Annotated in this window: 27 protein-coding genes, 2 pseudogenes and 1 riboswitch; of the genes and pseudogenes, 17 read left to right on the top strand and 12 right to left on the bottom strand. The window is 73.3% G+C overall.

The genetic code is table 11. From position 1 onward, the window contains the following. Positions 1-74: 74 nt before the first annotated feature. From MRQ36_RS15475 to MRQ36_RS15485, 3 genes are all read left to right on the top strand, one after another. Complete coding sequence (locus MRQ36_RS15475; RefSeq protein ID WP_242796236.1) at positions 75-260, top strand: antitoxin; 186 nt, start codon at positions 75-77, stop codon at positions 258-260. 185 nt (positions 261-445) lie between these two features. Further along, on the top strand, positions 446-1,654 hold the full coding sequence (locus MRQ36_RS15480) for a cytochrome P450 (RefSeq protein WP_242796238.1): 1,209 nt from the start codon (positions 446-448) through the stop codon (positions 1,652-1,654). Beyond that, positions 1,651-1,893 (top strand): ferredoxin, encoded by a 243-nt coding sequence (locus tag MRQ36_RS15485; RefSeq protein ID WP_242796240.1) that lies wholly within the window; start codon positions 1,651-1,653, stop codon positions 1,891-1,893. The genes MRQ36_RS15480 and MRQ36_RS15485 overlap by 4 nt, the downstream gene beginning before the upstream one ends. Positions 1,894-1,896: 3 nt before the next feature. Here MRQ36_RS15485 and MRQ36_RS15490 read toward each other — a convergent pair whose 3' ends face one another. Beyond that, positions 1,897-2,802 (bottom strand): SMP-30/gluconolactonase/LRE family protein, encoded by a 906-nt coding sequence (locus MRQ36_RS15490; RefSeq protein ID WP_242796242.1) that lies wholly within the window; start codon positions 2,800-2,802, stop codon positions 1,897-1,899. Positions 2,803-2,903: 101 nt separating this feature from the next. Here MRQ36_RS15490 and MRQ36_RS15495 point away from each other — a divergent pair, with 101 nt between their 5' ends. Next, a complete protein-coding gene (locus MRQ36_RS15495) occupies positions 2,904-3,359 on the top strand; it encodes an Lrp/AsnC family transcriptional regulator (RefSeq protein WP_242796244.1) in 456 nt (151 codons plus the stop codon). 53 nt (positions 3,360-3,412) lie between these two features. Here the strand turns inward: MRQ36_RS15495 and MRQ36_RS15500 are convergent, their stop codons facing one another. Then, positions 3,413-4,012 carry a hemerythrin domain-containing protein gene (locus MRQ36_RS15500; protein WP_242796246.1) on the bottom strand — a complete coding sequence of 200 codons (600 nt, stop codon included), beginning with the start codon at positions 4,010-4,012 and terminating at the stop codon, positions 3,413-3,415. A gap of 148 nt (positions 4,013-4,160) precedes the next feature. On the opposite strand from MRQ36_RS15500, the gene MRQ36_RS15505 reads away from it, so the two are divergent. From MRQ36_RS15505 to MRQ36_RS15540, 8 genes are all read left to right on the top strand, one after another. Continuing rightward, positions 4,161-5,420: a cyanophycinase gene (locus MRQ36_RS15505; protein ID WP_242796248.1), complete on the top strand. Its 1,260-nt coding sequence runs from the start codon at positions 4,161-4,163 to the stop codon at positions 5,418-5,420. Positions 5,421-5,587: 167 nt separating this feature from the next. Then, positions 5,588-6,847, top strand: a complete 1,260-nt coding sequence (locus MRQ36_RS15510; protein WP_242796250.1) for an alkaline phosphatase — start codon at positions 5,588-5,590, stop codon at positions 6,845-6,847. A 157-nt stretch (positions 6,848-7,004) separates the two neighbouring features. Continuing rightward, complete coding sequence (locus MRQ36_RS15515; protein WP_242796252.1) at positions 7,005-8,435, top strand: hypothetical protein; 1,431 nt, start codon at positions 7,005-7,007, stop codon at positions 8,433-8,435. A gap of 106 nt (positions 8,436-8,541) precedes the next feature. Next, positions 8,542-9,435, top strand: coding sequence for a MurR/RpiR family transcriptional regulator (locus MRQ36_RS15520; protein ID WP_242796254.1), 894 nt, complete (start codon positions 8,542-8,544; stop codon positions 9,433-9,435). A gap of 104 nt (positions 9,436-9,539) precedes the next feature. Further along, positions 9,540-10,484 (top strand): transporter substrate-binding domain-containing protein, encoded by a 945-nt coding sequence (locus tag MRQ36_RS15525; protein WP_242796256.1) that lies wholly within the window; start codon positions 9,540-9,542, stop codon positions 10,482-10,484. Between the two features lie 171 nt (positions 10,485-10,655). Continuing rightward, positions 10,656-11,510 carry an amino acid ABC transporter permease gene (locus MRQ36_RS15530; RefSeq protein WP_242796258.1) on the top strand — a complete coding sequence of 285 codons (855 nt, stop codon included), beginning with the start codon at positions 10,656-10,658 and terminating at the stop codon, positions 11,508-11,510. Beyond that, the gene (locus MRQ36_RS15535; protein WP_278187516.1) at positions 11,507-12,283 is read left to right on the top strand and encodes an amino acid ABC transporter ATP-binding protein; all 777 of its coding nucleotides are present in this window, start codon (positions 11,507-11,509) and stop codon (positions 12,281-12,283) included. The genes MRQ36_RS15530 and MRQ36_RS15535 overlap by 4 nt, the downstream gene beginning before the upstream one ends. After that, positions 12,283-13,452: a M20/M25/M40 family metallo-hydrolase gene (locus MRQ36_RS15540; protein ID WP_242796260.1), complete on the top strand. Its 1,170-nt coding sequence runs from the start codon at positions 12,283-12,285 to the stop codon at positions 13,450-13,452. The genes MRQ36_RS15535 and MRQ36_RS15540 overlap by 1 nt, the downstream gene beginning before the upstream one ends. A gap of 72 nt (positions 13,453-13,524) precedes the next feature. On the opposite strand, the gene MRQ36_RS15545 is transcribed toward MRQ36_RS15540, so the two are convergent. From MRQ36_RS15545 to MRQ36_RS15585, 9 genes and pseudogenes are all read right to left on the bottom strand, one after another. Continuing rightward, the gene (locus tag MRQ36_RS15545; RefSeq protein ID WP_242796262.1) at positions 13,525-14,193 is read right to left on the bottom strand and encodes a C39 family peptidase; all 669 of its coding nucleotides are present in this window, start codon (positions 14,191-14,193) and stop codon (positions 13,525-13,527) included. Positions 14,194-14,575: 382 nt separating this feature from the next. Further along, the gene (locus MRQ36_RS15550; protein ID WP_242796263.1) at positions 14,576-14,998 is read right to left on the bottom strand and encodes a pyridoxamine 5'-phosphate oxidase family protein; all 423 of its coding nucleotides are present in this window, start codon (positions 14,996-14,998) and stop codon (positions 14,576-14,578) included. Positions 14,999-15,047: 49 nt separating this feature from the next. After that, positions 15,048-15,389, bottom strand: coding sequence for a DUF1232 domain-containing protein (locus MRQ36_RS15555; RefSeq protein ID WP_242796264.1), 342 nt, complete (start codon positions 15,387-15,389; stop codon positions 15,048-15,050). Positions 15,390-15,423: 34 nt separating this feature from the next. Continuing rightward, a complete protein-coding gene (locus MRQ36_RS15560; protein ID WP_242796265.1) occupies positions 15,424-16,278 on the bottom strand; it encodes a hypothetical protein in 855 nt (284 codons plus the stop codon). A gap of 160 nt (positions 16,279-16,438) precedes the next feature. Beyond that, positions 16,439-16,870: a hypothetical protein gene (locus MRQ36_RS15565; protein WP_242796266.1), complete on the bottom strand. Its 432-nt coding sequence runs from the start codon at positions 16,868-16,870 to the stop codon at positions 16,439-16,441. 127 nt (positions 16,871-16,997) lie between these two features. Then, positions 16,998-19,391, bottom strand: coding sequence for an FtsX-like permease family protein (locus MRQ36_RS15570; protein ID WP_242796267.1), 2,394 nt, complete (start codon positions 19,389-19,391; stop codon positions 16,998-17,000). Next, a pseudogene (locus MRQ36_RS15575) lies at positions 19,388-20,070 on the bottom strand (ABC transporter ATP-binding protein). The gene MRQ36_RS15570 and the pseudogene MRQ36_RS15575 overlap by 4 nt, the downstream one beginning before the upstream one ends. Continuing rightward, positions 20,067-20,591, bottom strand: a complete 525-nt coding sequence (locus MRQ36_RS15580) for a PadR family transcriptional regulator (protein WP_242796268.1) — start codon at positions 20,589-20,591, stop codon at positions 20,067-20,069. The pseudogene MRQ36_RS15575 and the gene MRQ36_RS15580 overlap by 4 nt, the downstream one beginning before the upstream one ends. Before the next feature lie 91 nt (positions 20,592-20,682). Further along, positions 20,683-21,021, bottom strand: coding sequence for a MarR family winged helix-turn-helix transcriptional regulator (locus MRQ36_RS15585; protein WP_242796269.1), 339 nt, complete (start codon positions 21,019-21,021; stop codon positions 20,683-20,685). Between the two features lie 214 nt (positions 21,022-21,235). Here MRQ36_RS15585 and MRQ36_RS15590 point away from each other — a divergent pair, with 214 nt between their 5' ends. Then, entirely contained in the window at positions 21,236-21,889 is a 654-nt protein-coding gene (locus MRQ36_RS15590) for a carbonic anhydrase (RefSeq protein ID WP_242796271.1), read from the top strand. Between the two features lie 73 nt (positions 21,890-21,962). Here MRQ36_RS15590 and MRQ36_RS15595 read toward each other — a convergent pair whose 3' ends face one another. Beyond that, positions 21,963-22,982 carry a hypothetical protein gene (locus MRQ36_RS15595; protein WP_242796273.1) on the bottom strand — a complete coding sequence of 340 codons (1,020 nt, stop codon included), beginning with the start codon at positions 22,980-22,982 and terminating at the stop codon, positions 21,963-21,965. A gap of 4 nt (positions 22,983-22,986) precedes the next feature. Beyond that, positions 22,987-23,117: riboswitch (cyclic di-AMP (ydaO/yuaA leader) on the bottom strand. A gap of 687 nt (positions 23,118-23,804) precedes the next feature. Between MRQ36_RS15595 and MRQ36_RS34450 the strand changes: the two are divergent. The 4 genes and pseudogenes from MRQ36_RS34450 to MRQ36_RS15615 form a co-directional block, all read left to right on the top strand. Next, positions 23,805-24,575: pseudogene (locus MRQ36_RS34450) on the top strand (HAD-IC family P-type ATPase); the annotation flags it as partial. Between the two features lie 91 nt (positions 24,576-24,666). Next, positions 24,667-25,422: an HAD-IC family P-type ATPase gene (locus tag MRQ36_RS34455; RefSeq protein ID WP_374250237.1), complete on the top strand. Its 756-nt coding sequence runs from the start codon at positions 24,667-24,669 to the stop codon at positions 25,420-25,422. 50 nt (positions 25,423-25,472) lie between these two features. Next, positions 25,473-26,057, top strand: coding sequence for a hypothetical protein (locus MRQ36_RS15610; protein ID WP_242796275.1), 585 nt, complete (start codon positions 25,473-25,475; stop codon positions 26,055-26,057). Positions 26,058-26,127: 70 nt separating this feature from the next. Continuing rightward, positions 26,128-26,772 (top strand): DUF305 domain-containing protein, encoded by a 645-nt coding sequence (locus MRQ36_RS15615; RefSeq protein ID WP_242796277.1) that lies wholly within the window; start codon positions 26,128-26,130, stop codon positions 26,770-26,772. Positions 26,773-26,797 lie beyond the last annotated feature (25 nt).

The following is a 26,797-nucleotide window of genomic DNA, read 5'->3' on the forward strand; positions in this document are numbered from 1 at the left end:
CCGGGCCGGGATCCGACGGGCGTTTGTGCCACCGGGCTGGGGGAAGGCTGAAGAGCAACGAAGGGAGAAGCGACATGAGTGACTTCATGGACAAGGCCAAGGACTTCGCCGACCAGCACGACAAGCAGGTCGACCAGGGGCTGGGCAAGGCCGGCGACATGGCCGACCAGCGCACCGGCGGCAAGTACGACGAGCAGATCGACAAGGGCGTCGACATGGCGCAGCAGCGGACCGGTCAGGGCGACACCGACCCCCGCTGACGTCACCGCGCTCCCGGGTCACCTGACGGGTGGCCCGGGAGCGGCGTGTCCGGGCCGCCCGGGACACCCCTGGTCCCCATCGACCGTTCTCGCTACCATCCGTACTCGGGGCATGACTCGCTGTCGAGTCGTGCGGAACCGACCCGCACCGCGCGGCGGTGCCGTGGACGAGAGCGAGCCAGCCGGTGACCGAGACTTCCCAGGCGACCATCCCGCAGCGCTACCCGTTCAGCACCCCGGACCGGCTGGAGCTGGATCCGCGTTACGCGTTGCTGCGCCGCGAGCAGCCCCTCACCCGCGTCCAACTGCCCTACGGCGAACCGGCCTGGCTGGCCACCCGGCACGCCGACGTCCGTATGGTGCTCGGCGACCCCCGGTTCAGCCGGGCCGCGTCGGTGGGCCGGGACGAGCCGCGCAACACGCCCCGGCAGCAGGAGACCGGCATCCTGGCGATGGACCCGCCGGACCACACCCGGCTGCGCCGGCTGGTGGCCAAGGCGTTCACCGCCCGCCGGGTCGACGAGCTGCGCCCGCGGACCCGGGCGGTGGCCGACGAGCTGGTCGACGGCCTGCTCGCCGCCGGCCCCCCGGCCGACCTGGTCGCACACCTGGCCACCCCGCTGCCCATCCGGGTGATCTGCGACCTGCTCGGCGTGCCGGTCTCCGATCAGGACAGGTTCCACACCTGGTCCGAGGCGATCGTCTCGACCACCTCGCTGGCGCCCGAGCTGGCCCAGCAGTACGTCGACAACCTGCTGGCGTACATGGCGGGGTTGATCGCGCGGCGGCGGGAGGAGCCGGCCGACGACCTGCTCACCGCGATGGTCCGGGCCCGCGACGAGAACGCCGACCGGCTCACCGAGGAGGAGGTGGTCACCCTCGCCGCCGGGTTGCTCGCCGCCGGCCACGAGACCACCGTCACCCAGATCCCCAACATGGTGTACGTCCTGCTCACCACGCCCGGCGCCTGGGAGCGGCTGCGCGCCGAGCCGGAGCTGGTGCCCACCGCCGTCGAGGAGCTGATGCGGTTCATCCCGCTCGGCTCGTCCGCCGCCTTCCCCCGGTACGCCCTGGAGGACGTCGAGCTGGGTGGGGTGCTGGTCCGCGCCGGTGAGCCGGTGGTGGTCTCCATCGCGTCGGCCAACCGGGACGAGGCCGTCTTTCCCGACGCCGACCGGCTCGAACTGGGCCGGGAGGTCAACCCGCACGTCGGTTTCGGGCACGGGGTGCACCACTGCGTGGGTGCCCAACTGGCCCGGATGGAGCTGCGGGTGGTCCTGGAGACCCTGCTCGCCCGGACGCCGAGCCTGCACCTGGCCGTACCCGAATCGGAGCTGACCTGGAAGAGCGGCCTGCTGGTACGGGGCCTGGTCGCCCTGCCGGTGGGGTGGTGAGCGCGGTGGACCCGACGGACACCCGGTGGCGGCTGCACGTGGACCCGACCCGGTGCATCGGGTCGGGGATCTGCGCGGGCGTCGCGCCGAAGCACTTCGTCCTGGTGGACGGGTTGTCGCGGCCGGTCGAGGAGCAGGTCACGCCGGCCGACGCGGTGCTCGACGCCGCCGACTCCTGCCCGATGGAGGCGATCGTGGTGTCCGACGTGGAGGGGCTGCGGATCGCGCCGGAGGGGTGAGGGTCACCAGCCCGGGTAGCGGACCCCGTTGACGTTCACCCGCAGCGAGTACAGCGAGCTGGAGGCGCAGAGATAGAGGTGGTTGCGCTTCGGGCCGCCGAAGGTGAAGTTGGCGACCACCTCGGGCACGTGCAGCTTGCCCAGAAGGGTGCCGTCCGGGTCGAAGCAGTGCAGCCCGTCGTGCGCGGCCACCCAGACCCGGCCCGCGTCGTCCAGCCGTACGCCGTCGAAGGAGCCGGCGTCGCAGGTGGCGAAGACCTCGCCGCCGCGCAGGGTGCCGGTCTCGGTGACCGCGAACCGGCGCAGGTGCCGGGCCCGGGTGTCCACCACGTAGAGCTGCGACTCGTCGGCGCTGAAGGCGAGCCCGTTGGGCTGGGCGAAGTCGTCGGCGACCCGGCGCACCTCCCCGTCGTGCGGGTCGACGCGGTAGACGTGGTTGCCGCCGATCTCGCTCTCGGCCCGGTGCCCCTCGTAGTCGCTGTCGATGCCGTAGCTGGGATCGGTGAACCAGATCGACCCGTCGGAGTGTTCGACCACGTCGTTCGGGCTGTTGAGCCGGCGGCCCCGCCAGCGCTCGGCCAGCACCGTGTCGGTGCCGTCCGGCTCGGTGCGGGTGACCCGGCGGTTGCCCTGCTCGCAGCTGACCAGCCGGCCCCGCCGGTCGACCGTGTGCCCGTTGGCGTGTCCGGCCGGCTGGCGGAGGACACCGACCGCCCCGGTCGTCTCGTCCCAGCGCAGCAGCCGGTCGTTGGGGATGTCGCTGAACACGAGGTAGCGGCCGGCGCCGAACCAGGCGGGGCCCTCTAGCCAGCGGCCACCCGTCCAGAGGCAGTCGGTCCACTCGTCGCCGTTGACCCGACGGAACCGTTCGTCGCGTACCTCGAACCGCGTCCTGAACCGGTCGACCATGCTCGCCTCCACCAGTGATTCATGTTCGGCTTCAAGGTAACATCACCGAACGAGAATCGGTGTGACGGGTTTCGGGCGAACACAACACGGGAGGTTGGTGCGTGGACGAGACGGACCGGGGGCTGCTGGCGGCCCTGCAACGGGACGCCACCCAGTCGTACGCGGCGCTGGCCGCAGCCGTCGGGCTCTCCACCGGGGCGGCGCACGAGCGGGTCCGGAAGCTGCGCGAGCAGGGGGTGATCCGGCGGACCACGGTGGACGTGGACCCGGCCGCCGTCGGCCGGGGAGTGCTGGCGTTCGTGCTGGTGGAGGCGAACGCCTGGATGGGCGACGGACCCACCCGCGAGGCGTTGGCGGCGCTGCCCGAGGTGGAGGAGGCACACGTGATCGCCGGCCCCGCCTCGCTCCTGGTGAAGATCCGCGTCGGTACGCCGGAGCAGCTCCAGGCCGCGCTGCGTCGGCTGTTCACCGTGCAGGGAGTCACCGGCACGCAGACCGTGGTGGTGCTGGAGACCTTCTTCGAGCGGCCGCTCGACCCGCACCCGCCGACCCCCTGATCCGACACCGGCCACGCCCCGGGTGGGGGCGTGGCCGGCGACGGTCGTACGGGTCAGGACTGCTTGGCGCGCAGCTCCTCCATCGAGGTGGGTCGGCCGCTGAGGGCGTCCCGCATCCGGTCCACCAGGCCGGTGCCGGGGGCGAGCAGCTTGTTCGCCGGCGGGTGGTCCGGGGCAGCCGGGTGCGGCCGGGTCGGGGCGGCCTTCTTGGCCTTCTCCACCTTGCCGGCCAGCTCCACCAGCTCCTCGGCGGCGACCGCCGCGCGCAGCCGGGGGAAGAGGTCGTTCTCCTCGTCCTTGACGTGGTGGCGGATGGTGGCGGTCAGCTGGCTGAGCAGCTCGTCGAAGCGGGGCTCGGAGGGGTCCAGCGACTCCAGCTCCTTCATGGTCCGCTCGGCGTCGGCGTGCTCGGTGAGCTCGTGGTCGGCGATCCGGTCGCCGTCCGGCAGCGCCTTGCGGGCGGCCGGATAGACGTACGCCTCCTCGGCGACCGAGTGGCGGACCAGCTCGGCGATCACCACGTCGGCGAGCTGCCGGCGGTGCTCGGGGGTGCCCTGCCGGCTCTCCAGCTCGACGAAGATCGCCTCGACCTCTCGGTGGTCGGCCATCAGGACGTCGACGACGTCCTGACCCGTGGTCTGCGTGTGGCTCATGGGTTCCCCTTTACCGGTGCGGTCGGATCGGCTCATCGAAGGCACTACCCCGCAGTCGGTGGGTGAACCACGCGGACCGTTGTCGCTGCCGGCCCGGTGTCGTACGCTCTCCCCGGCCCGCCCTCACGGTCTCCAGTGAGGAGCAGTCATGCCCTTGAACCGCCTGCTGACCCTCGGGGTCGGCGCCTGCACGGCGGTCGCGCTGAGCGTGCCGATCGCCGCCGCGCCGGCCTCGGCCACCCCCTCCCACCACCGCACCGGCGGCAGCCTGGTGCTGGTCGGCGGCGCCCTCGCCGACGACAACGCCGAGGTCTACGACGACATCGTCCGGCTCGCCGGTGGACGCGGAAAGGCCCGGATCGGCATCGTCACCGCCGGTGCCCCGGTCCCCGCCGAGGACCCGGACGCCGACACCCCGGACTGCAACAACAGCGTCTGCAACGGCGACTACTACGCGAAGCTGTTCCGCTCCTACGGGGTGGCGGACGCGCAGTGGATCCCGATCGACCTGGACCACCCCGGTGCCGCCGAGGACCCGAAGGTCGTCGCGCAGATCAACTCGATGAGCGGGTTCTTCTTCGGCGGCGGCGACCAGTACCGGTACGTCACCACGATGACCCGGGGCACGGCCCAGCGGGACTCGGCGGCGCTGGCCGCGGTGCGGCGGAAGCTGCGCGGCGGCGCGGTCGTCGCGGGCACCAGCGCGGGCGCGCAGATCATGGCCGGCCGGGACATGATCACCGGTGGTTCCACCGAGCCGGGCCTGCGGGACGGCGCGAAGCCGGGCTACTTCGACGACGCGGACGTGCTCGGCTACCTGCCCAAGGGTGGCTTCGGCTTCTTCACCGCCGGTCTGCTGGACACCCACTTCTCCCGGCGGGGCCGGGAGGCCCGGTCGATCCGGCTCGCCTCGGACACCCACCACCCGCGCGTCTTCGGCCTGGACGAGAACACCGCGCTGGAGGTGACCGGGGTCGGCGGTCGCAGCGAGTCGCTGCGGGTGCTCGGCCAGCGCGGGGTCAGCGTGCTCGACCTGCGTCGGGCCCGGGTGACCGACACCGGCGGCGTCTGGGGCATCGAGGGCGTGCGGTGGAGCCGGCTCACCGCCGGGGACGCCTACCGGGCCAACGGGTGGCGGGTGGTCGTCGCCGCCGGCAAGGCGCCGGTGACCGCGGTGGACGGTCCGTGCACGGTGCCCGCGTCGGACGACGTCTTCTACGACTACGCGTTGGTCGGCCTCGCCGAAGGGCTGGCCGGGCAGGCCGGCTGCGCGTCGGTCGGCGGCACGTCGTACGAGAAGGACCCGCAGTGGGCTGCCCGGCTGACCCGGGGGTACGGCTTCGCCGCGTACCGGGCGGGGGAGTCGACCACGTTCACCGACGTGGTGATCGGCATCGCCAAGGCGTGACCGGAGGCCGGGCTCCCCGTGTCGGGGAGCCCGGCACCCGGCGGTCGGTTGCCCGGGGCGACAGATGTCCGACCGCTGTCCGCCCCCGGTTAACCTCGCGGTCAACGGCCGGGCCGCCGCCTCCTGTTGCCTGGTGTGCGAAGCGTCCCATCCACAGGAGGAAACGCGTGAATCTCCGCAGCAGCCGGCTCCTGGCCCCGGTGATCGCCGGCGCGGTCGCCGCCGCCGGGCTGAGCCTGGTCAACCCCGTCACCCAGGCCACCGCCGGGTCGGGCAAGGCGCGGGCCCGCAATGTCATCTTCATCAACGGTGACGGGATGGCCGCCGCCCAGCGCGAGGCCGCCCGCCTCTACCTCGCCGGCCTCGACGGCCAGCTCACCATGGACAAGCTGCCGATCTCCGGCCAGCTCACCACCAGCCCGCACGACCCGAAGGCCCCGGTCACCGACTCCGCCGCCGCGGCCACGGCGTGGGCGACCGGCGAGAAGACGTACAACGGCGCGATCAGCGTCGACACCGACGGCAACCCGCTGCCCACCCTCGGCGCGCAGGCGAAGGCGGCCGGCAAGGCCACCGGCCTGGTCACCACCGCCCAGGTCACCGACGCCAGCCCGGCGGCGTTCTTCGCCAACACGGCCAACCGCTCGGCACAGGACGAGATCGCCCGGCAGTACCTGGAGGTCACCCGGCCGGACGTCATCCTGGGTGGCGGCGAGGACTGGTGGCTGCCGGCGGGCACCGCCGGGGCGTACCCGGACAAGCCGGCCGAGGACCCGTCCGAGGCGAGCAAGGGCACCAAGGGAGACCTGATCACCGAGGCGAAGGCCAAGGGCTACCAGTACGTCTCCACCGCCGAACAGCTCGACGCGGCCAAGGGTGGCAAGCTGCTCGGCCTCTTCGCCAACGAGGAGCTGTTCCAGCAGCGCCGCGAGGGTGAGGGCGACCGCTACGACCCGCCGGCCAGCCTGGCCACGATGACCGCGAAGGCGCTCTCGACGCTGTCGAAGAACAAGAAGGGCTTCTTCCTCTTCGTCGAGGAGGAGGGCGTGGACGAGTTCGCCCACGAGAACAACGGCACCCGGATGCTCCAGGCCCTCGCCGAGCTGGAGAAGGCCGTCGCGGTCGCCCGCAACTACGCGGCCACCCACCCCGACACCCTGGTCGTGGTGACCGGTGACCACGAGTGCGGCGGCCTGACCGTCGAGGACACCGGCACCGCCGACGAGTCCGGTGACGGCATCTCGGCCGAGGACGGCCCGTTCCCGATCAAGGGGAGCAACCTGAGCTTCAACCTGGACTGGACCACCAGCGGCCACACCGGCGTCGACGTGCCCGTCACCGCCTACGGTCCGCTGGCCGAGCAGTTCACCGGCAAGCACCCGAACACCCACGTTCACGAGGTGCTCGCCCGGATCCTCACCCGCTGATCCGACCGGTTGCGCCCTCCCGCCCGTACCCGGGCCGGGAGGGCGCTGCCATGTGCGCGCCGACTGTCATCCCGGTGTAACAGAAATTACTCATTGAGCGTGGAAGTTAATCGATGTAACTTCTGTTTCATCGATCCGTGGCCCCTCGGAGGTGCCCATGTCCCCTTCCCGCAACCCCCGCCGGCTGTCCCTGGTGGCGGCCGTCGCCGCCCTGCTCACCGTCGCCCCGATCGGGGTGACCGCCGCGCACGCGCAGGTCACCCGCATCCGGCAGGGCAGCGCCGGCGACGTCAGCCGGACCGCCTGGTCCGGCCCGGCGTACACGATGAACGGCTCCGGCGGGATCATCGCCGCCACCATGACCCAGGCGATCAACGCCATCCGCGGCGGCACCGGGTCGATCGACGTGGTGGTCGTCGCCGGCTCCGGCAACACCACCCCGGAGTGCGACGTGATCACCGGGCTGACCGGGGTCAACTCCTGCACCACGCTGACCCTGACCGCCGCCCGCGACGGCAACGACGCCCAGGTCAACACCGACATCCGCAACGCCGAGTTCGTCTACTTCGCCGGTGGCAACCAGTGCAACTACGTGGCCTGGAAGGGCACCGCGCTGGAGGCGTCGGTGGAGTCGGTGGTCGCCAAGGGCGGCGGCGTCGGTGGCGGCAGCGCCGGGCTCCACGTCAACAGCGACATCGTGTACGACGCCTGCACCGCCAGCACCACCTCGGCGATCGCGCTGGCCGACCCGTACGACCGGTCGGTCACCTTCACCACGGGGATGTTCCGCTGGCCCAACTACGCCAACACGATCAACGACTCGCACTTCGTCACCCGGGACCGGATGGGCCGGACGATGGCGTTCGTCGCCCGGGCGGTCAAGGACGGGCTGGTCACCGGGGGCAAGGCGTGGGGCGTGGGGATCGAGGAGGGGGCCTCCTTCTACATCGACCGGAACGGGCTGGGCACCCTGAGCGGGCCGAGCGCGTACGTGGTGCTCGGTGACCACCAGCCCGAGGTGGCCGTCGCCGGCCAGCCGCTGACGTACTCGAACTTCAAGATCTGGAAGCTCGCCGGCGGCCAGACGTACGACTTCGCCAACCGCCCCACCTGCGGCTACTACCTGAAGAGCGTCCGGGCCGGCGTGCCGGACGCGAACCTCTACAGCGGCACCCCGGTGACCGACTGCACGACGCCCCCGCCGCCGCCCTCCGGTGGCTCCGGCTATGCCGAGGTGGAGCCGAACGACTCCCGCACCGCCGCCAACGACATCTCCGGGCTGACCTATCCGGCCACGGTGACCGGGGACATGAAGAGCGGCACCGACCGCGACTACTTCGCGCTCACCCTCGGCAGTGGACAGACACTCACCGCGACCTGCGCCGTCCCGGCCGCGTACGACGCCGACCTCTATCTGCTCAGCTCTACCGGGAGCACGCTGACCCGTTCGGTGAACAACGGCGCCGGCGCCGACGAGTCCGTCACCCTCGCCCGCACCACCTCCGGCTCCGCCACCTACTACCTCGACCTGGAGGCGTACTCCGGCTCCGGCACGGACGACTACACCTGCACCCTCTCCAAGTCCTGATCCCACCGCACATTCACGGAAAGAGTGGCCATTCCCCGCCGAATGGCCACTCTTTCCGTGAATTTGTCGTCGTCGGGCCGGAGGCGAGGGCGGTTAGGCTCGGCGCGTGTCGAAGACCGATCCTGTCTCTGAGTCGGGCGAGGCCCATGTGGTGGGCGTCGCGGCGCTGATCCGGCAGCGGCTCGGCGAGTGCAGTCCGGCCGAGCGGCGGGTGGGCCGCGCGCTGCTCGCCTCCTACCCGGCCGCCGGGCTGGGCACCGTCGCCGTTCTCGCGGAGCGGGCCGAGGTCAGCGCGCCGACGGTGCTGCGCTTCCTGGCCCGGCTCGGCTTCGGTGGTTACCCGGAGTTCCAGCGTGCGCTCCGCGACGAACTGGCCGAGCGGGAGACCTCGCCGCTGATCGCGTACCGGGCGACCGAACGCAGTGGGGTGCCGCCGGAGGGGGCCCTGGCCCGGGCGGCGGCCACCCTGCCCGAGGCGGTCGCCGGCACCCTCGCCGAACTGCCGCAGGGCGAGCTGGACGCCGCCGTACGCCTCTTCGCCGACCAGCAGTACCGGGTCACCGCGGCCGGCGGCCGGTTCTCCGGACTGCTCGCCCACTATCTGGTGCTGCACCTGATGCAGGTACGCGGCGGCAGCCGGCTGCTCCCGGCCGGCCCGGTCGAGCGCACCGACCTGCTGGTCGACGTCGGCAAGCGGGACCTCTTCGCGCTCTTCGACTTCCGCCGGTACGAGGAGCCGACCCTGGCGCTGGCCCGGGAGGTCACTTCGCGGGGCGCCAAGGTGGTGCTCTTCACCGACCGGTGGCTCTCCCCGGTGGCCGGCCTGGCCGAGGTGGTGCTCCCCGGCCGGGTCGACTCGCCGTCGCCGTACGACAGCTTCGTGCCGGCGTTGGCGCTGGTGGAGACGGTGGTGGCCGCGCTGATCGACCGGCTCGGGCCGGTCGCCGGGGCCCGGCTCAAGGCGATGGAGGCCGCCCAGCAGGCATTCGGGGCTGCCTGACGGGCGACGGAAGCGCGTTACAGAAAACTGTAACCCCACCGAAATCGTAACGTGGGTTACAGTCCGGGGGCTGGTTCGTCTGGCACCCCCGGAAGGACACCCCCATGCGTATCCGTCAGGTCGCCCTGCTCGGCGCGACCACCGTGCTGCTCGCCGCCACCGCCGCCTGTGGCGGTTCCACCTCCACCGCCGCCTCCGGCGACGACGTCAAGCCCGTCTCCGTCACCATCGACGGCGTCGGCGCGGTCACCACCGACACCGCCCTGGCGAAGAGGGTCCCCGCCGACGTGCGCGGCCGGGGCAGCCTGACCGTCGCCACCAACGCCCCCTACCAGCCCTTCATCGACTTCAAGGTCGAGGGCAAGAACGACGAGTTCAAGGGCCTCGACTACGACCTGTTCCAGGCCGCTTCGGCCCGGCTCGGGCTCAAGGCCACCTTCTCCCAGCAGCCCTTCGACGGTCTCGTCCCCGGCCTCCAGGCCGGCAAGTACGACGCCATCGCCGGCGGCATCACCGACAAGAAGGAACGCCAGCAGGTCGCCACCTTCGTCGACTACTCCGCCTCCGGCACCGGCTTCCTGGTCAAGTCCGGCAACGCGCTCGCGGTGAAGACGGTGGCCGACCTCTGCGGCCGGAAGGTCGCCGTGCAGAAGGCCAGCAACCAGTCGAAGAACCTGGCCACGTACTCGAAGGAGAGCTGCGCCGGCAAGGCCATCGACATCAAGGAGTACCCGGAGAACCCGCAGGCGGTGCAGGCGCTGATCGCCGGCAACGTCGACGTGGTCGCCGCCACCAAGGTCAACCTGGTCGACACCGCCGCGTCGCTGGCCGGCAAGGCGGAACTCGTCGCGGATGCCTCCGCCCCGAACGGCTGGCTGGCCAGCCCGAACGGCTTCGGTTTCCTCAAGGCCAACAAGGAGCTCGCCGAGGCGTACCGGGCCGCCGTGCAGTCGCTGATCGACGACGGCACGTACGCCAAGATCCTCGGCCAGTGGAAGCAGACCCCGATCGCCGTGAAGCAGGCCACCATCGACCAGGCCATCGACTGAGCCCGGCGGACCACCACCCCTGATCCGCGGTCGCCGGGCGCCCTCCGACTCCGTGAGGGCGGGCCCGGAGAGGCGCCCGGCGACCGCTAGACCTTCTCTCGCTCGCGACTGCGGGGCTCCGCTGCGCTGCACTCCTCGCGCTCGCCGCACCCCGCCGCAGGAGGCACCGCAATGACCACCGAAACCCAGGCCGTACGGGTCGTCCCCGTACGCCATTACGGGCGATGGCTGACCGCGCTGCTCGTGGTCGGGCTGAGCGCCCTCTTCCTCCGGGCGCTGCTGACCAGCCCCAACCTCGAACCGGGCACCATCGCCCACTACCTGTTCAAGGACTACGTCCTCGACGGCGTGGTCACCACGCTCTGGCTGACCCTGCTGGCAATGGTCTTCGGCACCGTCGGCGGCGTGCTGATCGCCGTGATGCGGCTGTCGGAGAACCCGGTGCTGCGCGGCGTCTCCTGGGTCTTCGTCTGGATCTTCCGGGGCACCCCGCTGCTGGTCCAGATCATCTTCTTCGGGTTCCTCGGGGCGCTCTTCCCCCGGCTCACCCTGACCGTCCCGTTCACCGGCACCGTCCTGTTCGACAAGCCCACCAGCGTGGTGGTCACCGGCACCGTCGCCGCCGTGCTGGCCCTGTCGCTCAACGAGATGGCATACGCCGCCGAGGTGATCCGGGGCGGCATCCTGGCCGTCGACGCCGGGCAGACCGAGGCCGCCGCCGCGCTCGGCATGAGCCCCACGCTCACCCTGCGCCGGGTGGTGCTGCCGCAGGCGATGCGGGTCATCATCCCGCCGATGGGCAACGAGACCATCACCATGCTCAAGTCCACCGCGCTGGTGTCGATCATCGCCGGTCGGGACCTGATGACCGCCGTGCAGACCGTCTACCAGGGCAACTACAAGGTGATCCCGCTGCTGGTGGTCGCCGCGATCTGGTATCTCGCGCTGGTCAGCCTGCTCTCGGTCGGCCAGTGGCTGATCGAGCGGCGGTTCGGGCGCGGCTTCACCCGGGGAGGCGTGCGATGACGACCACCACAGGCGTCCCGATGGTGCACGCCGAGGGCGTCACCAAACGGTTCGGCCCGCTGGAGGTGCTCAAGGGCATCGACCTGACCGTGGCCCCCGGCGAGGTGAGCTGCCTGCTCGGCCCGTCCGGCTCCGGCAAGTCCACCTTCCTGCGCTGCATCAACCACCTGGAACGCATCGACGGCGGGCAGCTCTCGGTCGACGGCGAACTGGTCGGCTATCGCCGCCAGGGCGACAAGCTGCACGAGCTGAAGGCCCGGGAGGTGGCCCGCCGCCGCCGGGACATCGGCATGGTGTTCCAGCGGTTCAACCTCTTCCCGCACCTCACCGCCCTGGGCAACGTCATCGAGGCCCCCGTCCGGGTGCTCGGTACGCCCCGGGAGAAGGCCCGTGCCGAGGCGCTGCGGCTGCTGGACCGGGTCGGCCTCGCCGAGAAGGCCGGCAACTATCCGGGCCAGCTCTCCGGCGGCCAGCAGCAGCGGGTGGCGATCGCCCGGGCGCTCGCCATGCACCCGAAGCTGATGCTCTTCGACGAGCCCACCTCGGCGCTCGACCCGGAACTGGTGGGTGAGGTGCTGGACGTGATGAAGGGTCTCGCGGCCGACGGCATGACCATGGTGGTGGTGACCCACGAGATGGGCTTCGCCCGCGAGGTCGCCGACTCCGTCGCCTTCCTCGACGGAGGAGTCGTGGTCGAGGCCGGCACCCCGGCCGAGGTGCTCGGCAGCCCCCGGCACGACCGGACCCGCGCCTTCCTCGACAAGGTGCTCTGATGGGTCCGCTGCTGGCGGCCGCCGGGGACCGGCTGGCCGACTACCACGACCGGCTGACCCGGCTGGTCGCGGTGGACTCCGGCTCCGGCCACGTCGACGGGCTGCGCGCCGCCGCCGACCTGGTGCAGACCTGGTGCCTGGAGGCCGGGATGGCGGTCGAGCGGGAACCGGTCGCCGACCCGCGCGGCACCCCGCTCGGCGACGTGCTGGTGGCCCGCCGGCGGGGGACCGGCCGCCGCCGGATCCTGCTGGCCGGTCACCTGGACACCGTGTTCCCGCCCGGCACGGCCGCCGCCCGGCCGTTCCGGGTGCACGACGGCCGGGCGTACGGGCCGGGGGTCAGCGACGACAAGGGTGGCCTGCTGGCCGGGCTCGCCGCCGTCGAGGTGCTCGCCGCGCTGGGCCTGCACGGGTACGGCGAACTGGTGCTGGTCTGCACGCCCGACGAGGAGATCGGGTCGACCGGAAGTCGGCCGCTGCTGCGTACCCTCGGCGCGGCGGCCGACGTGGCACTCTGCCTGGAATGCGCCCGCGACAACGGTGACCTGGTGTCGGCGCGCAAGGGCGTCGCGGACCTGGAGGTGACCCTGCGGGGCCGGGCCGCGCACGCCGGCATCGAGCCGGAACGCGGCGCGAACGCGCTGCTCGCTGCGGCCCGGCTGACCGTCGCACTGGACGCGCTCAACGGCCGCTGGCCCGGGGTGACGGTGAACGTCGGGGCGCTGGAGGCCGGTGGCCGGCCCAACGTGGTCGCCGACCGGGCCCGCCTGCTGGTCGACCTGCGTGCCTGGCGCAGCGCCGAGTACGAGGCCGCGCTCGCCGAGATCCGCCGGCTGGTCGCCGAGCCGACCGTCTCCGGGGTACGCGCCGAACTGGCCGTGCACGCCCCCACCCCGCCGTGGGAGCCGGGACCGTCCGGCCGCTGGCTGACCGAGTTGGCGGCCAAGGTCGGCGCCGGCATCGGCGTGCCGGTGTCCCACACGGCGACCGGTGGCTGCGCCGACGCGAACCTGCTCGCCGAGGCGGGCGCGGCGGTGCTCGACGGGCTCGGTCCGGTCGGTGGCGACGACCACAGCCCCACCGAGTGGCTGGACCTGGACTCGGTGGTGCCCCGGGTGGCGCTGCTCGCCGGCCTGATCGACGAGGTCGCCCGCGCCGAGCGGCCCTGACGACGCCGAAGGGCCGGCCTCCCCGCTGGGGGAGACCGGCCCTCCGTCGGTCGTGCTGCTCGTGCTGCCCGGTCAGGAGCTGTAGCCGCGGCCCGCGATCCAGTTGGCCAGCTCGGTCACGTCCATCCAGTACTCCGGCTCACCGGGGCTGGCCGGGTCGGCGATCAGCACCGTGTTGCCGTCGTCCTTGTACTCCACCACGGTCAGGTAGTGGCCCGGGTAGCTGTGCTCGACCCCGTCGACGTCCACCGCGCCGCCGAGGATGTTGGCGACGACCGGGCGGCCGTCGTCCACGGCGGCCCTGATGTCGACCCGTAGCCGCTCGACCTGCTCCCGGGTGGCGACGTCGTCGCGGATCTCGGTGGTCCGGTACTTGCCACCGGTGTACTCGTTGAGCACCCGCGTGATGTCGATTGCGGAGTCGGTGCCGTTCTCGGTGGTGCCCAGCTTGCGGGCCAGTTCGTCCTGGCTGACCGTCCTGCCCTCGGCCGACAGGGCGATCCGGGCCGACGCCGGACCACAGTAGAAGAAGTTCGGCTGCGCCTCGTACCGGTAGCCGGTGCGGCGCTCACCCTTGTCGGACTTGCCGTTGCCCTTGGTCGTCGAGCTGACCGGCTTGCCCTCGACCGGTCCGCGCTCGGCCGGGGCGGCGTGGGCCGCGACGGCGGGGCCGGCGACGACGCTGCCGGACATGACCAGACCGGCCACGGACAGCATGCTCCTACGGAAGATCGGGTTCATGTCGAAGCTCCATTCGGGGGTTTTTGCCGTCTCCGGGGCGGAGACGCAAGCACCGGGAGTGGCGCTCGGAACCGGTGTGCCGGGAGCGGACGGGCCGCTCGCCGCACGTCGTCCTGCTCGTCGTACGGAGGTCCAACGGCCGGGGGACGGCGCAGATTCCGGCCGGACCTGGCCGCCGAGACAGCGAATCGGACATCCGGCACGATGAGGGGCGGCCGGGTCGATTGGCCTGAGGTTATCCAGGCCGGGAGGTGGCGGCGCGGACGCCATGAATCTGATGACCGATGAATCAGACCCCACCCACGACGCAAACTTCTTGATCAACACTGCGGGTGCGGGTGCGGGTGCGGGTGCGGGTGCGGGTGCGGGTGCGGTGGGTGGGTCAGGGGGTGGTGGGGTCGGGGAGGCTGCCCAGGAGGCGGGTGACCGTGATCTCGATGACCACCCGCTGCGGGTTGGGGCGGGGCTGCCGGTAACGCTCGGCGTAGCGGCGCTCGGCCTCGGCCACCGACTCGGGGTCGCGGCGCAGCACCGCCCGGCCCTCCACGGTCAGCCACCAGCGCCCGTCCACCTGGCAGACCGCCACCGGGGTGCCTTCCGGCCCGGCCGCCGCCACGTGCCGAGCCTTGGCCGAGGTGCCCGAGGTGATCACCCGGGCCAGTCCGGCCTCGGCGTCGAGGGTGACCCCCACCGGTACGACGTGCGGGGTGCCGTCCGTGCGCAGGGTGGTCAGCGTGGCGAGGTGCCGGTCCCGGAAGAACGCGGCGACCCGCGTGTCGTGCGGGTCCAACCGGTGGTCCGCCATGTTCGATCCCCTGTCCGTCAGTGCGGACCGGCGGCCCGTTCGAGCCCGATCATGACACGGGACGGTGCAGCCGACCCGGCTCCGGCGGAGACTCCGGCTGACCGGGCAGTCGCCGCTGCGCCGCCCGGTGCTTCTGCACCAGCCGGCCCAGATAGAACAGCGACCCGGCCAGCACCCCCATGTCGTCCAGATAGATCGGGTCGGGGAGCAGGTCGACCGGGAGGATCGTGTAGATCAGCGCGCCGTAGAAGGCGACCTTGCCGCCCACGCCCAGCGCGCCGAGCAGGCGCCGGGTGCGGACCACCCGGATCGCGAGCAGTACGGCGCCGACGAGCGTCGCCAGCGCGACCACACCGGCGACCACGACCAGGACCCACGCCTCCCGCGACACACCGTCACGCTAGCCGAACCCGGCCCGTGCGGCGTCAGTACGCCGGGACGGCCGCCCGGCCGCGGGCGACCGTCGGGGTCTCGCGGGTGACGGTCGGGGTCTCGCGGGTGGTCTCGGTCGAGCCCCGGGTCGCGGTGACGGTCTCCCGGGTCGTCTCGGCGGCCGCCCCCGACACGTCCATGGTGGACAGCAGCGACTGGGCGTCCGGGGTGCGTCCGGTCGCCGCGTACGCCTCGTCGCGCAGGCTCCGGGCCGCGGCGGCGGCCAGCTCGGCGGCCCGCCAGGCGGCCTGTTCCCGCTCCCGGGCGACCTGGTGCCGGGCGAGCAGGTTGTCCTGGACCATCCGCCGCAGCAGCAGCTCCTGCTCGACCGGGTGCCGGCGGGGATCCCAGCCGACGTGGCCCAGGATGTCGCTGAGCTGCTGCACCGTGATCTCACCGCGCCACCGGGCGTCCAACGCCGCCCGGTGCAGCCAGCGCTCCCGGTCGGCGTACTCGGCGGGGGTCCGGACCGTACGCGGCAGGGGCAGCGCGGCGGCGGCCGCCAGCCGTCGGACGTCCGCCTCGACCTTCTCGTACGCCTGCCACGCCTCCTCGACCGTCTCCTCGGCCGCCAGCCACTCGGTGCGGCGACGCTCCGCCGTGGCCGCCGCGCGCTCCGCCGCGACCGCGACCTCCTGCGCGTAGCGGGCCCGTTCCCGGGCCTCCTCGGCCAGCTCGATGCTGCTCGGCATGGCGGCCTCGCTGATCCGGTCGCCGAACACGGAACGGAACAGCTCCGGACGGATGATCAACCCGGCGACGGCGACCACCGCCACGGCGAGCAGGGCGAGCCAGATCCCGGCGGCCTGGGGGACGTCGAGCAGGACGGAGGAGAAGACGGTCTGCATCACCAGCACCTCGTGGTGGAACGTTCGGAACGGACGGTCGGGGCCCGGTCGACGGGCGGAGCGCCACGCGGCAGCGCGGCGACGGTGCGGAGTTCCGCACGGGGTCGTACCCGATCGGGTCGGCAGGGACACGTGGGCCGTGCGGAAGACGGCCGGCGGCTCAGACGAGCGGGGGGCCGCGTCGGGCGACGGCGTCCCGGCCCGGATCGGCGGGCGCGACCACGGTGCGGGCCGACGGGCGGAGAGCCACCTCGTGCCGGTCCGGTCGCTGCACGCGGACACCGGGTGCCGGCGCGTCCTGCGCGCCGGTCGCCCGGTCGACGGTCTCCGCCGCACCGACGGTGGGCGAGGAACCCACCACGGGGGACCCGGGGTCGGCGACGATGTGCCGGCCCGGGGCCGCGGCGACGAGGGAACCGGCGGACCGGAACTCCGGGGCGGCCACAGGTCGGAGCGCGCCGACGGTGGACGTGGCGGCGACGCCGCCGAAACCGACGACGAGCACGAGGGCGGTGACCGCGAGCCGGGTCAGCTCCCGCAGGGTGCGCAGCGTCGCCGCCCAGAGGGTCGGGGCGAACGCTTCGAGCAGCACCACATCAACCTATCGGTCAGGTCCGCCTCGTGCAGCTCGACGATCTTCCTCAGCGACGTGACCCGGCCCACGTCGACGCATGTGGACGGTCCACCCGGTGCCCCGTGCCACCGGGTGGACCACCTCGTCACTCCGCGCGCAGTCCGTCCGGCCGGGTCAGTCGCCACAGCACCGGCAGGCTCGCCGCGGTCACCAGCAGCACCACGGCACAGCCCAGGCCGACGCCGAGCCCGATCACCGGCCAGCTCACCACGAGGGGCGCACCGACCATCCGCAGCAGGGCGGCGCCGAGACCCAGCCCGAAGAGCACCGCCAGGACCAGCCCGACCAGCACCGGCGCGCCGGTCTGCCCCAGCACCGACCAGCTCAGGGTGCGCCGCCGGGTGCCGACGGCGACCAGCATGGCGAGCAGCCGACGCCGTTCGCGGAGCTGCTCCAGGACGCCCACCAGCATGCTCACCCCGATCAGCAGCAGGGTGACCACCGCGCCGACGGAGAGCCCGCGACGGACGTCGGTGAACCTGCTGTCCTCGGTGACCGGGCTGAGGCGGGAGACCGAGGCGAGGAGATCGAGGCCGGCGGCGGCGGTGCGGATCCGCTCCACCGCGTCCGGGTCGGCCGGGTCGAGGCTGAGCAGCACGACGGCGGTCGACCGGCTCGGCGGGAGGGCGGCGGCGGCCTTCGGGGTGAGCAGCAGCCCGTCGTGCAGCCCTCCCACCGGATCCGGCCGTGAGGTGGCCGCCCGGGTTCCCGCCGGCACGGTCCAGGTCGAGGTGCCGTCACCGATGGTCACCCGGTCGCCGGGGGCGAACCCGGCGGTCGACCGGTCCGACCCGGGTGGCCGGGCCAGGAAGGCGTCCCCGTCGACGCAGGAGTCGAGCCGGGCGAACTCGGCCAGCGCCCGGCAGTCGCCGATCCGTACGTCGGCGATCGGCGGTGCCTCGTCGGTCGGGCCCGCGGCCGGGCCGGGGCCCTCCGCCGGTCGGGGATCGCCGGGCCGGGCGGGGGAGGCGGGTACGGCGGTGGCCACCGTGGACAGGGTGCCCACGCTCCCGGACACGCCCGGGATGGCGGCCAGGCGGGCCAGCGCCACCGCCGGCTCCGTCGTGCCCGGCCGGACCCGGACCTCCACCTGGGCCCGGGTCGGGTCCTGCCCGCTCGGGTGCCGGAACTCGTCCTGCACGCCCACGACCAGCATCTGCAGGCCGATGGTGCCGGCCACCGCGACCGCCACCCCGTTGACCAGGCGGGCCGAGGTGGCGCTGTCCAGCTGGAGCCGGCGGACCGCGAGCTGCCAGGCGGGCGGGCCGCCGCGCAGCCGGCGTACCAGCAGGTCGACCAGCCAGGGCAGCAGGGTGACGGTGCCGACCAGCAGGAGCACCGCGCCGGCCGCCACCTGGCCCTGGACGGCCAGTGACCGTTCGGTGCGGACGCTGGTCAGCGGCTGGAGCAGGGCGAGTCCGGCGGCCGGCAGCAGCAGCCGCCACCAGAGCCGGCGCCGGACCGGGGTGGCCCGGCGGCTCACCCCCAGCGGCTCGACCACCACCCGGCGCAGGGCCAGCAGCGCCACCCCCACCGCGAGCAGTGGTACGGCGAGCGCCACCACCGCCACCAGTGCCGGCAGGGGACGCAGGTCGTCGGCGTACACGCTGATGTCGGCGAGGGTGACCAGCGGGGCCAGCCGGCGGCCGGCCGCGAAGAGCACGCCGCCGACGCCCAGCCCGAGCAGGGCGGCGGCGGCCGCCTCCCCGGCGGCGATCCGGCGCACCATCGCGGTGTCCGCCCCGAGCAGCCGCAGTGCGGCCAGCCGGCGGTCCCGCTGCTCCCCGCCGAAGCGGACCGCCGCGCCCAGGAAGACCACGATCGGCAGCAGCAGCACCACGAAGACGACGACCACCAGGAGCACCAGGAGCGGGCCGAACTCCTCGCCCGGCGATCCGCCGCCGAAGCCGTCGATCCGCACCGCCGACTCCGTCGGCACGTCGTCGTCGCGAAGGTAGAAGGCGAGTTCGTGCGGGCCGGCCAGCCCGTCCCGGCCGATCGTGCCGACCACCCGCGCCCCGCCCAGCCGGGGCGCGAGGAGCGCGCCGTCGGGCGAGTCGAGCACTTCCCGCAGTGCCGGGGAGACGACCACCTCCCCGTCGCGCGGCAGCGCGGTCAGGCCGGGCGGGACGGGCGCGGCGGGCCCCTCCGGGTGGAGGATCCGCCCCCGGACGGGGCGCTCCCGGAAGGCGGTGTCCACCGCCGTCACCAGCATGGTGTTCGCTGCTGCCGTCTGCAGCTCCGCGCCCTGGCCCTGGTCGTTGCGGGCCGCGCCCCGCTCCTGCCGGGCGTCGAGCGCGCCGGGGACCGCCGCGGCCAGCAGCAGCATCGCCACCCCGATGCCGACGCCGAGCGCGGTCAGCGCGGTCCGGGTCCAGCCCTCCCGGCCGCCGGTGAACGCCAGCCGCGCGCCGAGCAGCAGGTCGCCGACGCCGGCCCGCAGCCGGCCACCGCGCCGCGGCGTCGCCACGCCGGTCACGCCGCCCGCTCCAGGTCGCGGGCCCGGCCGTCGCGGACCACGACCTCCCGATCGGAGTACGCGGCCACCCGCGCCTCGTGGGTGACCAGCACCACCGCGGCGCCGCTGTCCCGGGCCGCCGCCGTCAGCAGCCGCATCACCCGTTCGCCGTTGAGCGAGTCCAGCGCGCCGGTCGGCTCGTCGGCGAAGACCACCCGGGGCCGGCGACCAGTGCCCGGGCGACCGCCACCCGCTGGCCCTGCCCGCCGGACGCCTCGCCCGGTCGCTTGCCGGCCACGTCGCCCACCTCCAGCCGGTCCAGCCACTCGGCGGCCCGCCGCTCGGCCTCGCGTCGGCGTACCCGCTCCAGCCGCAGCGGCAGCGCCACGTTCTCCAGGCAGGTCAGCTCGGGGACGAGCTGCCCGAACTGGAAGACGAAGCCGAACTCCCGACGACGCAGCGCGCTGCGTCCCGCGTCGGAGAGGGTGGCCAGGTCGACGCCCCGGTAGCGCACCGTGCCCGAGTCGGGCGTGACGATGCCGGCGAGGCAGTGCAGCAGGGTGGACTTGCCGGAGCCGGACGGCCCCATCACCGCGACCACCTCACCGGCCCGTACGGCCAGCGAGGCGCCGGCCAGCGCGGGCGTCGGGCCGAACGACCGGTGCAGCTCCTCGGCGACCAGCAGTGGCTCCCCGGTCATCGGCGCAGCTCCTTCGCCAGCTCGTCGAGGCGCGCGGCGGTCAGTTCCAGCCAGCGCAGGTCCGCCTCCAGGTGGAACAGCGCGTGGTCGCAGATCAGCTGGTCGGCGAGGTCGCCGCGGGTCTTGCGGCGGGTGAGCTCACGCATCAGCCGCAGGTGCTCGGCGCGCTGGGTGTCCAGCAGGTCGGCCGCCGGGCGACCGGTCAGCAGGGCGAGCACCACCTTGGTGTAGAGGGTGCTCTGCAGGTAGGGCTCGGGTTTCTCCGGCTGGGACAGCCACTGCTGGACGTCGGTGATCCCGGCGTCGGTGATCGCGTACCGCTTGCGTTCCGGGCCTTCGCCCGGCTCGACCGACTCGACCTCCACCAGGCCGTTGCGCAGCAGCCGGGACAGCGTCGCGTAGACCTGGCCGAAGGGGAGCGGGCGGGCCTGCCCGAACCGCTCGTCGTACGCCCGTTTGAGGTCGTACCCGTGGCGGGGGCTCGACTCCAACAGGCCGAGAAAGGTGTGACCGATCGACATGCCGGGGACTATACACATGAGGTATACCTAGTACGTATACCTGGGTGTGCGGGTGCGCGCCGGGGTGCGGATGCTGCCCGCCCCGGCGGTCTCAGCTGCTGGTGGAGTCGCCCGCCGGCTCGTCGGTGAAGAGCGCCAGCAGGGCGCCGATCCGCTGGGCCGCCTCGGCCGGGTGCCGGAAGTGCCCGCTCGGGTTCACCGTGTACTCGTTGCGCCGGCCGACCCGGGTGCGGTGCAGATAGCCGTCGGCCTCCAGGTCGGCGACGATCGCCTGGGCGGCCCGCTCGGTCACGCCGACCTCGTCGGCGACGTCGCGCAGCCGGGCGGTGGGGTTACGCGCGATGGCGAGCAGCACGTGCCCGTGGTTGGTGAGGAACGTCCAGTTCCGGCTGCTCCCGTTCTCGCCTGCTGTCGTCGCCATGTCGGACATGGTAGGGCCCTCCTCGTGGTTCCGGGTGCGGGCCTCGGCCCGACGGTGCCTTCGGCACGCGCGTGACCACTGAGGGTCAAGGGATTTCCGACGCGTGAAATGTGGATCACGTAAATCTTGACGTATCTTTCGCTGCGTGTGACGGTGGAGGCGAGGCCGCCTCCGTCGCCGGCCGGGCTGACCAGGTCGTTTTCGTGCCAGGGACGAGGTGGGGATGACCCCGAACACTCCGGAGCAGGCGCTCGCCGAGCTGTACGCGGGCAACCGGCGATTCGTCGGCGGCGCGCCGCGCCACCCCAACCAGGACGCCGACCACCGGACGGCGGTCGCCGACGGGCAGCACCCGTTCGCGGTGATCGTCGGGTGCTCGGACTCCCGGCTCGCCGCCGAGATCATTTTCGACCGTGGCCTCGGTGACCTCTTCGTGGTCCGGACGGCCGGCCACACGGTCGGCCCCGAGGTGCTCGGCAGCGTCGAGTACGCGGTGACCGTGCTCGGCACCCCGCTGATCGTGGTGCTCGGCCACGACTCGTGCGGCGCCGTGCAGGCCGCCAGGGACGTGGCGACCACCGGCACGCCGCCGGCCGGCCACCTCGGGGCGGTGGTCGACGCCGTCGTGCCGAGCCTGCAGCGGGCCGCCGAGCAGGGCGTCACCACCATCGACGGGATCGTCGACATCCACATCGCGCAGACCGTCGAGGCGCTGCTGGCGAACTCCACCGTGCTGGCCGAGCGGGTCACCGCCGGGCGGTGCGCGGTGGTCGGCATGTCGTACCGGCTGAGCGCCGGCGAGGTGCGCACGGTGACCACCGTGCCGGCGGGCGAGCAGACCGCGACGGACCGGACCGCTCCCGCCGTCACCGGCTGAGCGCCCTCGGACCAGAACGAAGGGGCCGCCCCGCGTGATCGCGGGGACGGCCCCTTCGTCGTACGTCGCCGGCTCAGAGCAACGACATGTGTACGTGGTCGGTGTGGTTGGACGGGCCGCTGTAGGACTTCCACCCCGTCGCCGGGAACCAGATCTGCCGGTTCCAGATCACGTAGTAGATGCCGAGCCGGTCGGCGTTGCGAATCAGGAAGGCGGCGAGGTTGTTGCCGTACCGGCGGGTGTCGTTGTTGTGCCAGGGGGAGAAGCCGCTGTTCTGCAACGACCAGTCGCAGGCCCGGCCCTTCGGGTGCTCCCACGGCCCACCCGGCCGGTAGCAGCCGACGAAGCGGTTGAAGCCGGCCCGCTTGACCTCCTTGTACGCGTGCAGCGTGCGCGGGGTGATGCAGCCGGAGGTGGTCGGATCGTTCTCGCTGCACGACTCCGGACGCCAGTCACCGTCGGAGCCGCGACCGGGGGCGACCCGGGCGACCGGGGAGGTGGCCGAGACCAGACCACCGGTGAAGCCCAGCCCGCCGACCAGGGCGAGCGACTTCTCCGCCTCGTTCTTCTTGCGGGCCATCTCGTTGGTCAGCTTCGCCTGCTCGCGTACCTCGGCCTCGACCGCCAGCCGGGCCTGCTCGGCGCGGTTGCGCACCGCACTGACGTCGGCGAGCTTCTGCTCGTTGACCATGTTCAGCTCGTCCAGCGCGGCGGCCCGCTTCACGAACGAGTCCGGCGCGTTGCTCTCCAGCAGCATGGCCATCGCGCCGATCCGGCCGGTCCGGTACGACTGCGCGGCGATCTGCGCCACCTGGGGCTTCAGGGCCTCCAGCTCGTCCTTGGCCCGGCGTTCCTCGGCGGCGAGCTGGCGCTGCCGCTCCTCGGACTTGGCCAGCTTCGCCTTCGCCTGGATGTAGCCCCGGTTGGCCGCGTCGATCACGTCGGTGATCAGCGCCGGCTCGTCGTCCTCCTCGTGCCCCGAGGGGGCGGGGGTGGTCGGGGCGGCCGTCGCCGGGGTGGGGCCGGCCACGACAGCGAAGGCGGCGAGCACGGCCACCACGGGTGTCAACCAGCGGCGCAGGGGTGCCGTCACAGTGTTCCCTTCCGTCGACCGCCGACCGGGTTAGCTGACGGGTTCGGGACGGAAGTGGCCCCTACCGCTCGCGCGGATTCACCCCATGTACCTGGTTCCCCGGTTCGCCGTGCGGCGATTGGGCGGCGGCACCGCAGGCGCCGGTGCGCGCCTTCGGCGGTGACCGGCAGCGAGGTTACCCGAGAGCACTCCCGGGCAGCTACGTCCTGAAGCCCACCAAACGCGGTATTTCGCTGCGACCCAGCGTGACCAGCATCGCGTTTAACACCGGCCGTCACGCTGCGCAGTGTCACCATCCGACCTCCGTACTCCTCGGGGCGTCCGGCCACCCGACGCGGCGGCGGGCGGCATGGTGAAGGCATGACGGAGCACGGGCAGGCGACCGGTCACGCCGGGTACTCGACCGGCCACGCCGGGCAGGCGGGTGGCCACGGCGGGGCGGGCGGGCACGACAAGCACGCCGGGCACGACCCGGAGATGTTCCGGAGACGCTTCTGGCTCTGCCTGGTGCTGACCGTGCCGGTGGTGCTGACCAGCCACATGGTGATGGACTGGTTCGGCTACTCGCTGGAGTTCCCTGGCCGGTCGTTGGTCGGGCCGGTGCTCGGCTCGGTGGTGTTCTGGTGGGGCGGCTGGCCGTTCCTGGTCGGGGCGGTCCGCGAGGTGCGGGACCGCGCCCCGGGGATGATGCTGCTGATCGGGATGGCCATCACCGTCGCGTACGGTGCGTCGCTGGCCACCAGCCTGGGCGCGTTCGACCTGGACTTCTGGTGGGAGCTGGCGGCCCTGGTGACCATCATGCTGCTCGGCCACTGGCAGGAGATGAAGGCCGTCGGGCAGGCCCGGGGGGCGCTGGCCGCGTTGGCCGCGCTGCTGCCCGACGACGCCGAGCGGGTACGGCCCGACGGGGGCACCGAACGGGTGCCGATCGCGCAGCTGCGGCTCGACGACGTGGTGCTGGTCCGCCCCGGCGGCCGGGTGCCGGCCGACGGACGGATCGTCGACGGCGGCGCCGAGCTGGACGAATCCATGATCACCGGGGAGTCCCGTCCGGTTGCCCGGTCGGTCGGGGATCGGGTGGTGGCGGGCACCGTCGCCACCGACTCGGCGATCCGGGTCCGGGTGGAGGCGCTCGGCGAGGAGACCACGCTGGCCGGGATCCAGCGGCTGGTCGCCCAGGCGCAGCAGGCCGGCGGACGGGCGCAGGTGCTCGCCGACCGCTTCGCGGCGTGGCTGTTCTATGTCGCCGTCGGCACCGCCGTGGTCACCGTGCTGGTCTGGAGCCTGCTCGGCAACGTCGGCGAGGCGGTGGTGCGGACGGTGAGCGTGCTGGTGATCGCCTGCCCGCACGCGCTCGGCCTCGCCATCCCGCTGGTGATCGCCCTCTCCACCGCCCTGGCGGCCCGCTCCGGCATCCTGGTCCGCGACCGGCTGGCCCTGGAGCGGATGCGCCTGGTCGACGCGGTGCTCTTCGACAAGACCGGCACGCTGACCCGGGGCCGGCACGTCGTCACCGAGGTGGCCGGGACGGCCGGTGTGGCCGGGCCGGAGGTGGTGCGGCTGGCCGCCGGGGTGGAGGCGGACAGCGAGCACCCGCTCGCCCGGGCGATTGTCGCCGCCGCCGGGTCGGCCGGCGGGCCGGCCCGGGCGAGCGAGCGGCTTCCGGTCGCTGCCGGGCCGCGGCGTGCAGGCCACCGTCGAGGGCGCCGAGTACGCCGTCGGTGGCCCGGCCCTCCTGCGCGAGCTGGGCGTACGACTGCCGGACGACCTCGCCCGGGTCACCGGGCGCTGGGCGGAGCGGGGGTCGGCCGTGCTGCACCTGGTCCGCCTGCCGGACACCGTGCTGGGCGCGCTCGCCCTCGCCGACGAGGTACGCCCCGAGGCCCGGGAGGCGATCGCCGAGCTGCGGGCGCAGGGCGTCCGGACCATCGCCATGATCACCGGTGACGCCCGGCCGGTCGCCGAGGCGGTCGCCGCCGACCTGGGCTTCCGGCCCGGCGTCGACGAGGTCTTCGCCGAGGTCCTGCCCGCCGACAAGGACGCCAAGGTCACCGAACTCCAGCGGCGCGGACTGACCGTGGCGATGGTCGGTGACGGGGTGAACGACGCCCCCGCCCTGGCGCGGGCGGACGTCGGCATCGCCATCGGGGCCGGTACGGACGTGGCGATCGAGTCGGCCGGGGTGGTGCTCGCCTCCTCGGATCCGCGCGGGGTGGCCGGCGTGGTCCGGCTCTCCCGGGCGTCGTACCGCAAGATGGTGCAGAACCTGGCCTGGGCGGCGGGCTACAACGTGGTCGCGCTGCCGCTCGCCGCCGGCGTGCTGGCCTGGGCGGGGGTGGCGTTGAGCCCGGCGTTGGCGGCGGTGCTGATGTCCGCCTCGACGATCGTGGTGGCGCTCAACGCCCAGCTGCTGCGCCGGGTGCGGCTCACGCCGGAGTGACCGGACGGTTCGTCGCGGCGGGTCACCGCCGAGCCGCTACCGTGGTGGGCGTGCGGACCGAGGCGGGCGTGACCACCGGGCGGTGGATGCGGCTCGTGCTGCTCTGCTGCACCCTGGTCGGGCTGGCCGCGATGCACACCCTCGGCCACGGCGCACATGCCTCCGACAGCCACGGCGCACACGCCTCCGACGGGCCCGGCGCGCACGCCTCCGCTCCGGCGGAGCACCTAGCCGACGCGGTCGTGGAGATGGCCGCCGGTGCGGTCTCCGGTCATGTCGTGGACATGGCAGGCGTGGCCGTCTCCGGTCACGGCTCGAACGGGGCCGCCGGGGCGCTTCCCGTCGTGCCGAAGGTCGCGTCGGCGTCCGGACGGACCGTCGACTGCGCCGGGGACGGCTGCGGGGCGGCGCTCGCGGTTCCGCTCGGCCCGTCCGGGGGCGACCCGGCAGGTTGGAGCGTCTGCCTGGCCGTGCTGGGTGGCTTCGCGCTGGTGCTGCTGGTCGTCGTGCTGCTGCGTCGTCGACCGGTCGGCGTACGGCCCGCTGTCGGGTCGTCGCGCGTGAAGGGACCACGGGCACCCCCACCCCGTCCCGTCGGGCTGCGCCTGGCCACGGCGTCGGTGCTGCGCAGATAGGAACGCCCGACGCGGGGATCCCCCGCGTCCCGTTCCGCCGCGTACGTTCCGACTCCGAAAGGTTCTTCCCGTGTCCACTCGTACCATCGCGCGTCGTGCCGCCCTGGCCGGCGCGACCACCGTCGCCGCCCTCGCCCTGGCCGCCTGTGGCGGCGCGGACCACTCGACCTCCGGCTCCGGCCACGGCATGCCGGGGATGGGTGCCAGCGCCACCCCGCCGACGGGCGCCTCGGCCTCGTTCGGGGCCGCCGACGTGATGTTCGCCCAGATGATGATCCCGCACCACCAGCAGGCCGTGGAGATGGCCGACCTGGCCGCCACCCGGGCAGCCGACCCGGAGGTGAAGAAGCTGGCCGGCGAGATCCGGGCGGCCCAGGCCCCGGAGATCGCCACCATGACGGGCTGGCTCGGCACCTGGGGCGCGCCGGTTCCCGCGGCGAGCGCCGGCCACGGCACCTCGATGCCGGCGATGGACCACGGCATGCCCGGCATGATGTCCGACGCCGACATGGCGAAGCTGACGGCGGCGTCGGGTGCGGACTTCGACCGGCAGTTCCTGACCATGATGATCGCCCATCACGAGGGCGCGATCACCATGGCGCAGGAGGAGACCGCGAAGGGCGCCAACGCCGACGCCAAGGCCCTCGCCGAGCGGATCGTCACCGCGCAGCAGGGCGAGATCGCCACCATGAAGAAGATCCTCGACCGGCTCTGACGCCGATCGCCGGGTGCCGGGACCG

The organism is Micromonospora sp. R77 (assembly GCF_022747945.1).
GTDB lineage: Bacteria > Actinomycetota > Actinomycetes > Mycobacteriales > Micromonosporaceae > Micromonospora.

Excerpts from the sequence above, each read along its gene's own strand:
- MRQ36_RS15475 (WP_242796236.1), top strand. The coding sequence starts at position 75 with ATGAGTGACTTCATGGACAAGGCCAAGGACTTCGCCGACCAGCACGAC.
- MRQ36_RS15490 (WP_242796242.1), bottom strand. The coding sequence starts at position 2,802 with ATGGTCGACCGGTTCAGGACGCGGTTCGAGGTACGCGACGAACGGTTC.
- MRQ36_RS15500 (WP_242796246.1), bottom strand. The coding sequence starts at position 4,012 with ATGAGCCACACGCAGACCACGGGTCAGGACGTCGTCGACGTCCTGATG.
- MRQ36_RS15505 (WP_242796248.1), top strand. The coding sequence starts at position 4,161 with ATGCCCTTGAACCGCCTGCTGACCCTCGGGGTCGGCGCCTGCACGGCG.
- MRQ36_RS15515 (WP_242796252.1), top strand. The coding sequence starts at position 7,005 with ATGTCCCCTTCCCGCAACCCCCGCCGGCTGTCCCTGGTGGCGGCCGTC.
- MRQ36_RS15525 (WP_242796256.1), top strand. The coding sequence starts at position 9,540 with ATGCGTATCCGTCAGGTCGCCCTGCTCGGCGCGACCACCGTGCTGCTC.
- MRQ36_RS15530 (WP_242796258.1), top strand. The coding sequence starts at position 10,656 with ATGACCACCGAAACCCAGGCCGTACGGGTCGTCCCCGTACGCCATTAC.
- MRQ36_RS15535 (WP_278187516.1), top strand. The coding sequence starts at position 11,507 with ATGACGACCACCACAGGCGTCCCGATGGTGCACGCCGAGGGCGTCACC.
- MRQ36_RS15540 (WP_242796260.1), top strand. The coding sequence starts at position 12,283 with ATGGGTCCGCTGCTGGCGGCCGCCGGGGACCGGCTGGCCGACTACCAC.
- MRQ36_RS15545 (WP_242796262.1), bottom strand. The coding sequence starts at position 14,193 with ATGAACCCGATCTTCCGTAGGAGCATGCTGTCCGTGGCCGGTCTGGTC.
- MRQ36_RS15550 (WP_242796263.1), bottom strand. The coding sequence starts at position 14,998 with ATGGCGGACCACCGGTTGGACCCGCACGACACGCGGGTCGCCGCGTTC.
- MRQ36_RS15560 (WP_242796265.1), bottom strand. The coding sequence starts at position 16,278 with ATGCAGACCGTCTTCTCCTCCGTCCTGCTCGACGTCCCCCAGGCCGCC.
- MRQ36_RS15580 (WP_242796268.1), bottom strand. The coding sequence starts at position 20,591 with ATGTCGATCGGTCACACCTTTCTCGGCCTGTTGGAGTCGAGCCCCCGC.
- MRQ36_RS15585 (WP_242796269.1), bottom strand. The coding sequence starts at position 21,021 with ATGTCCGACATGGCGACGACAGCAGGCGAGAACGGGAGCAGCCGGAAC.
- MRQ36_RS15590 (WP_242796271.1), top strand. The coding sequence starts at position 21,236 with ATGACCCCGAACACTCCGGAGCAGGCGCTCGCCGAGCTGTACGCGGGC.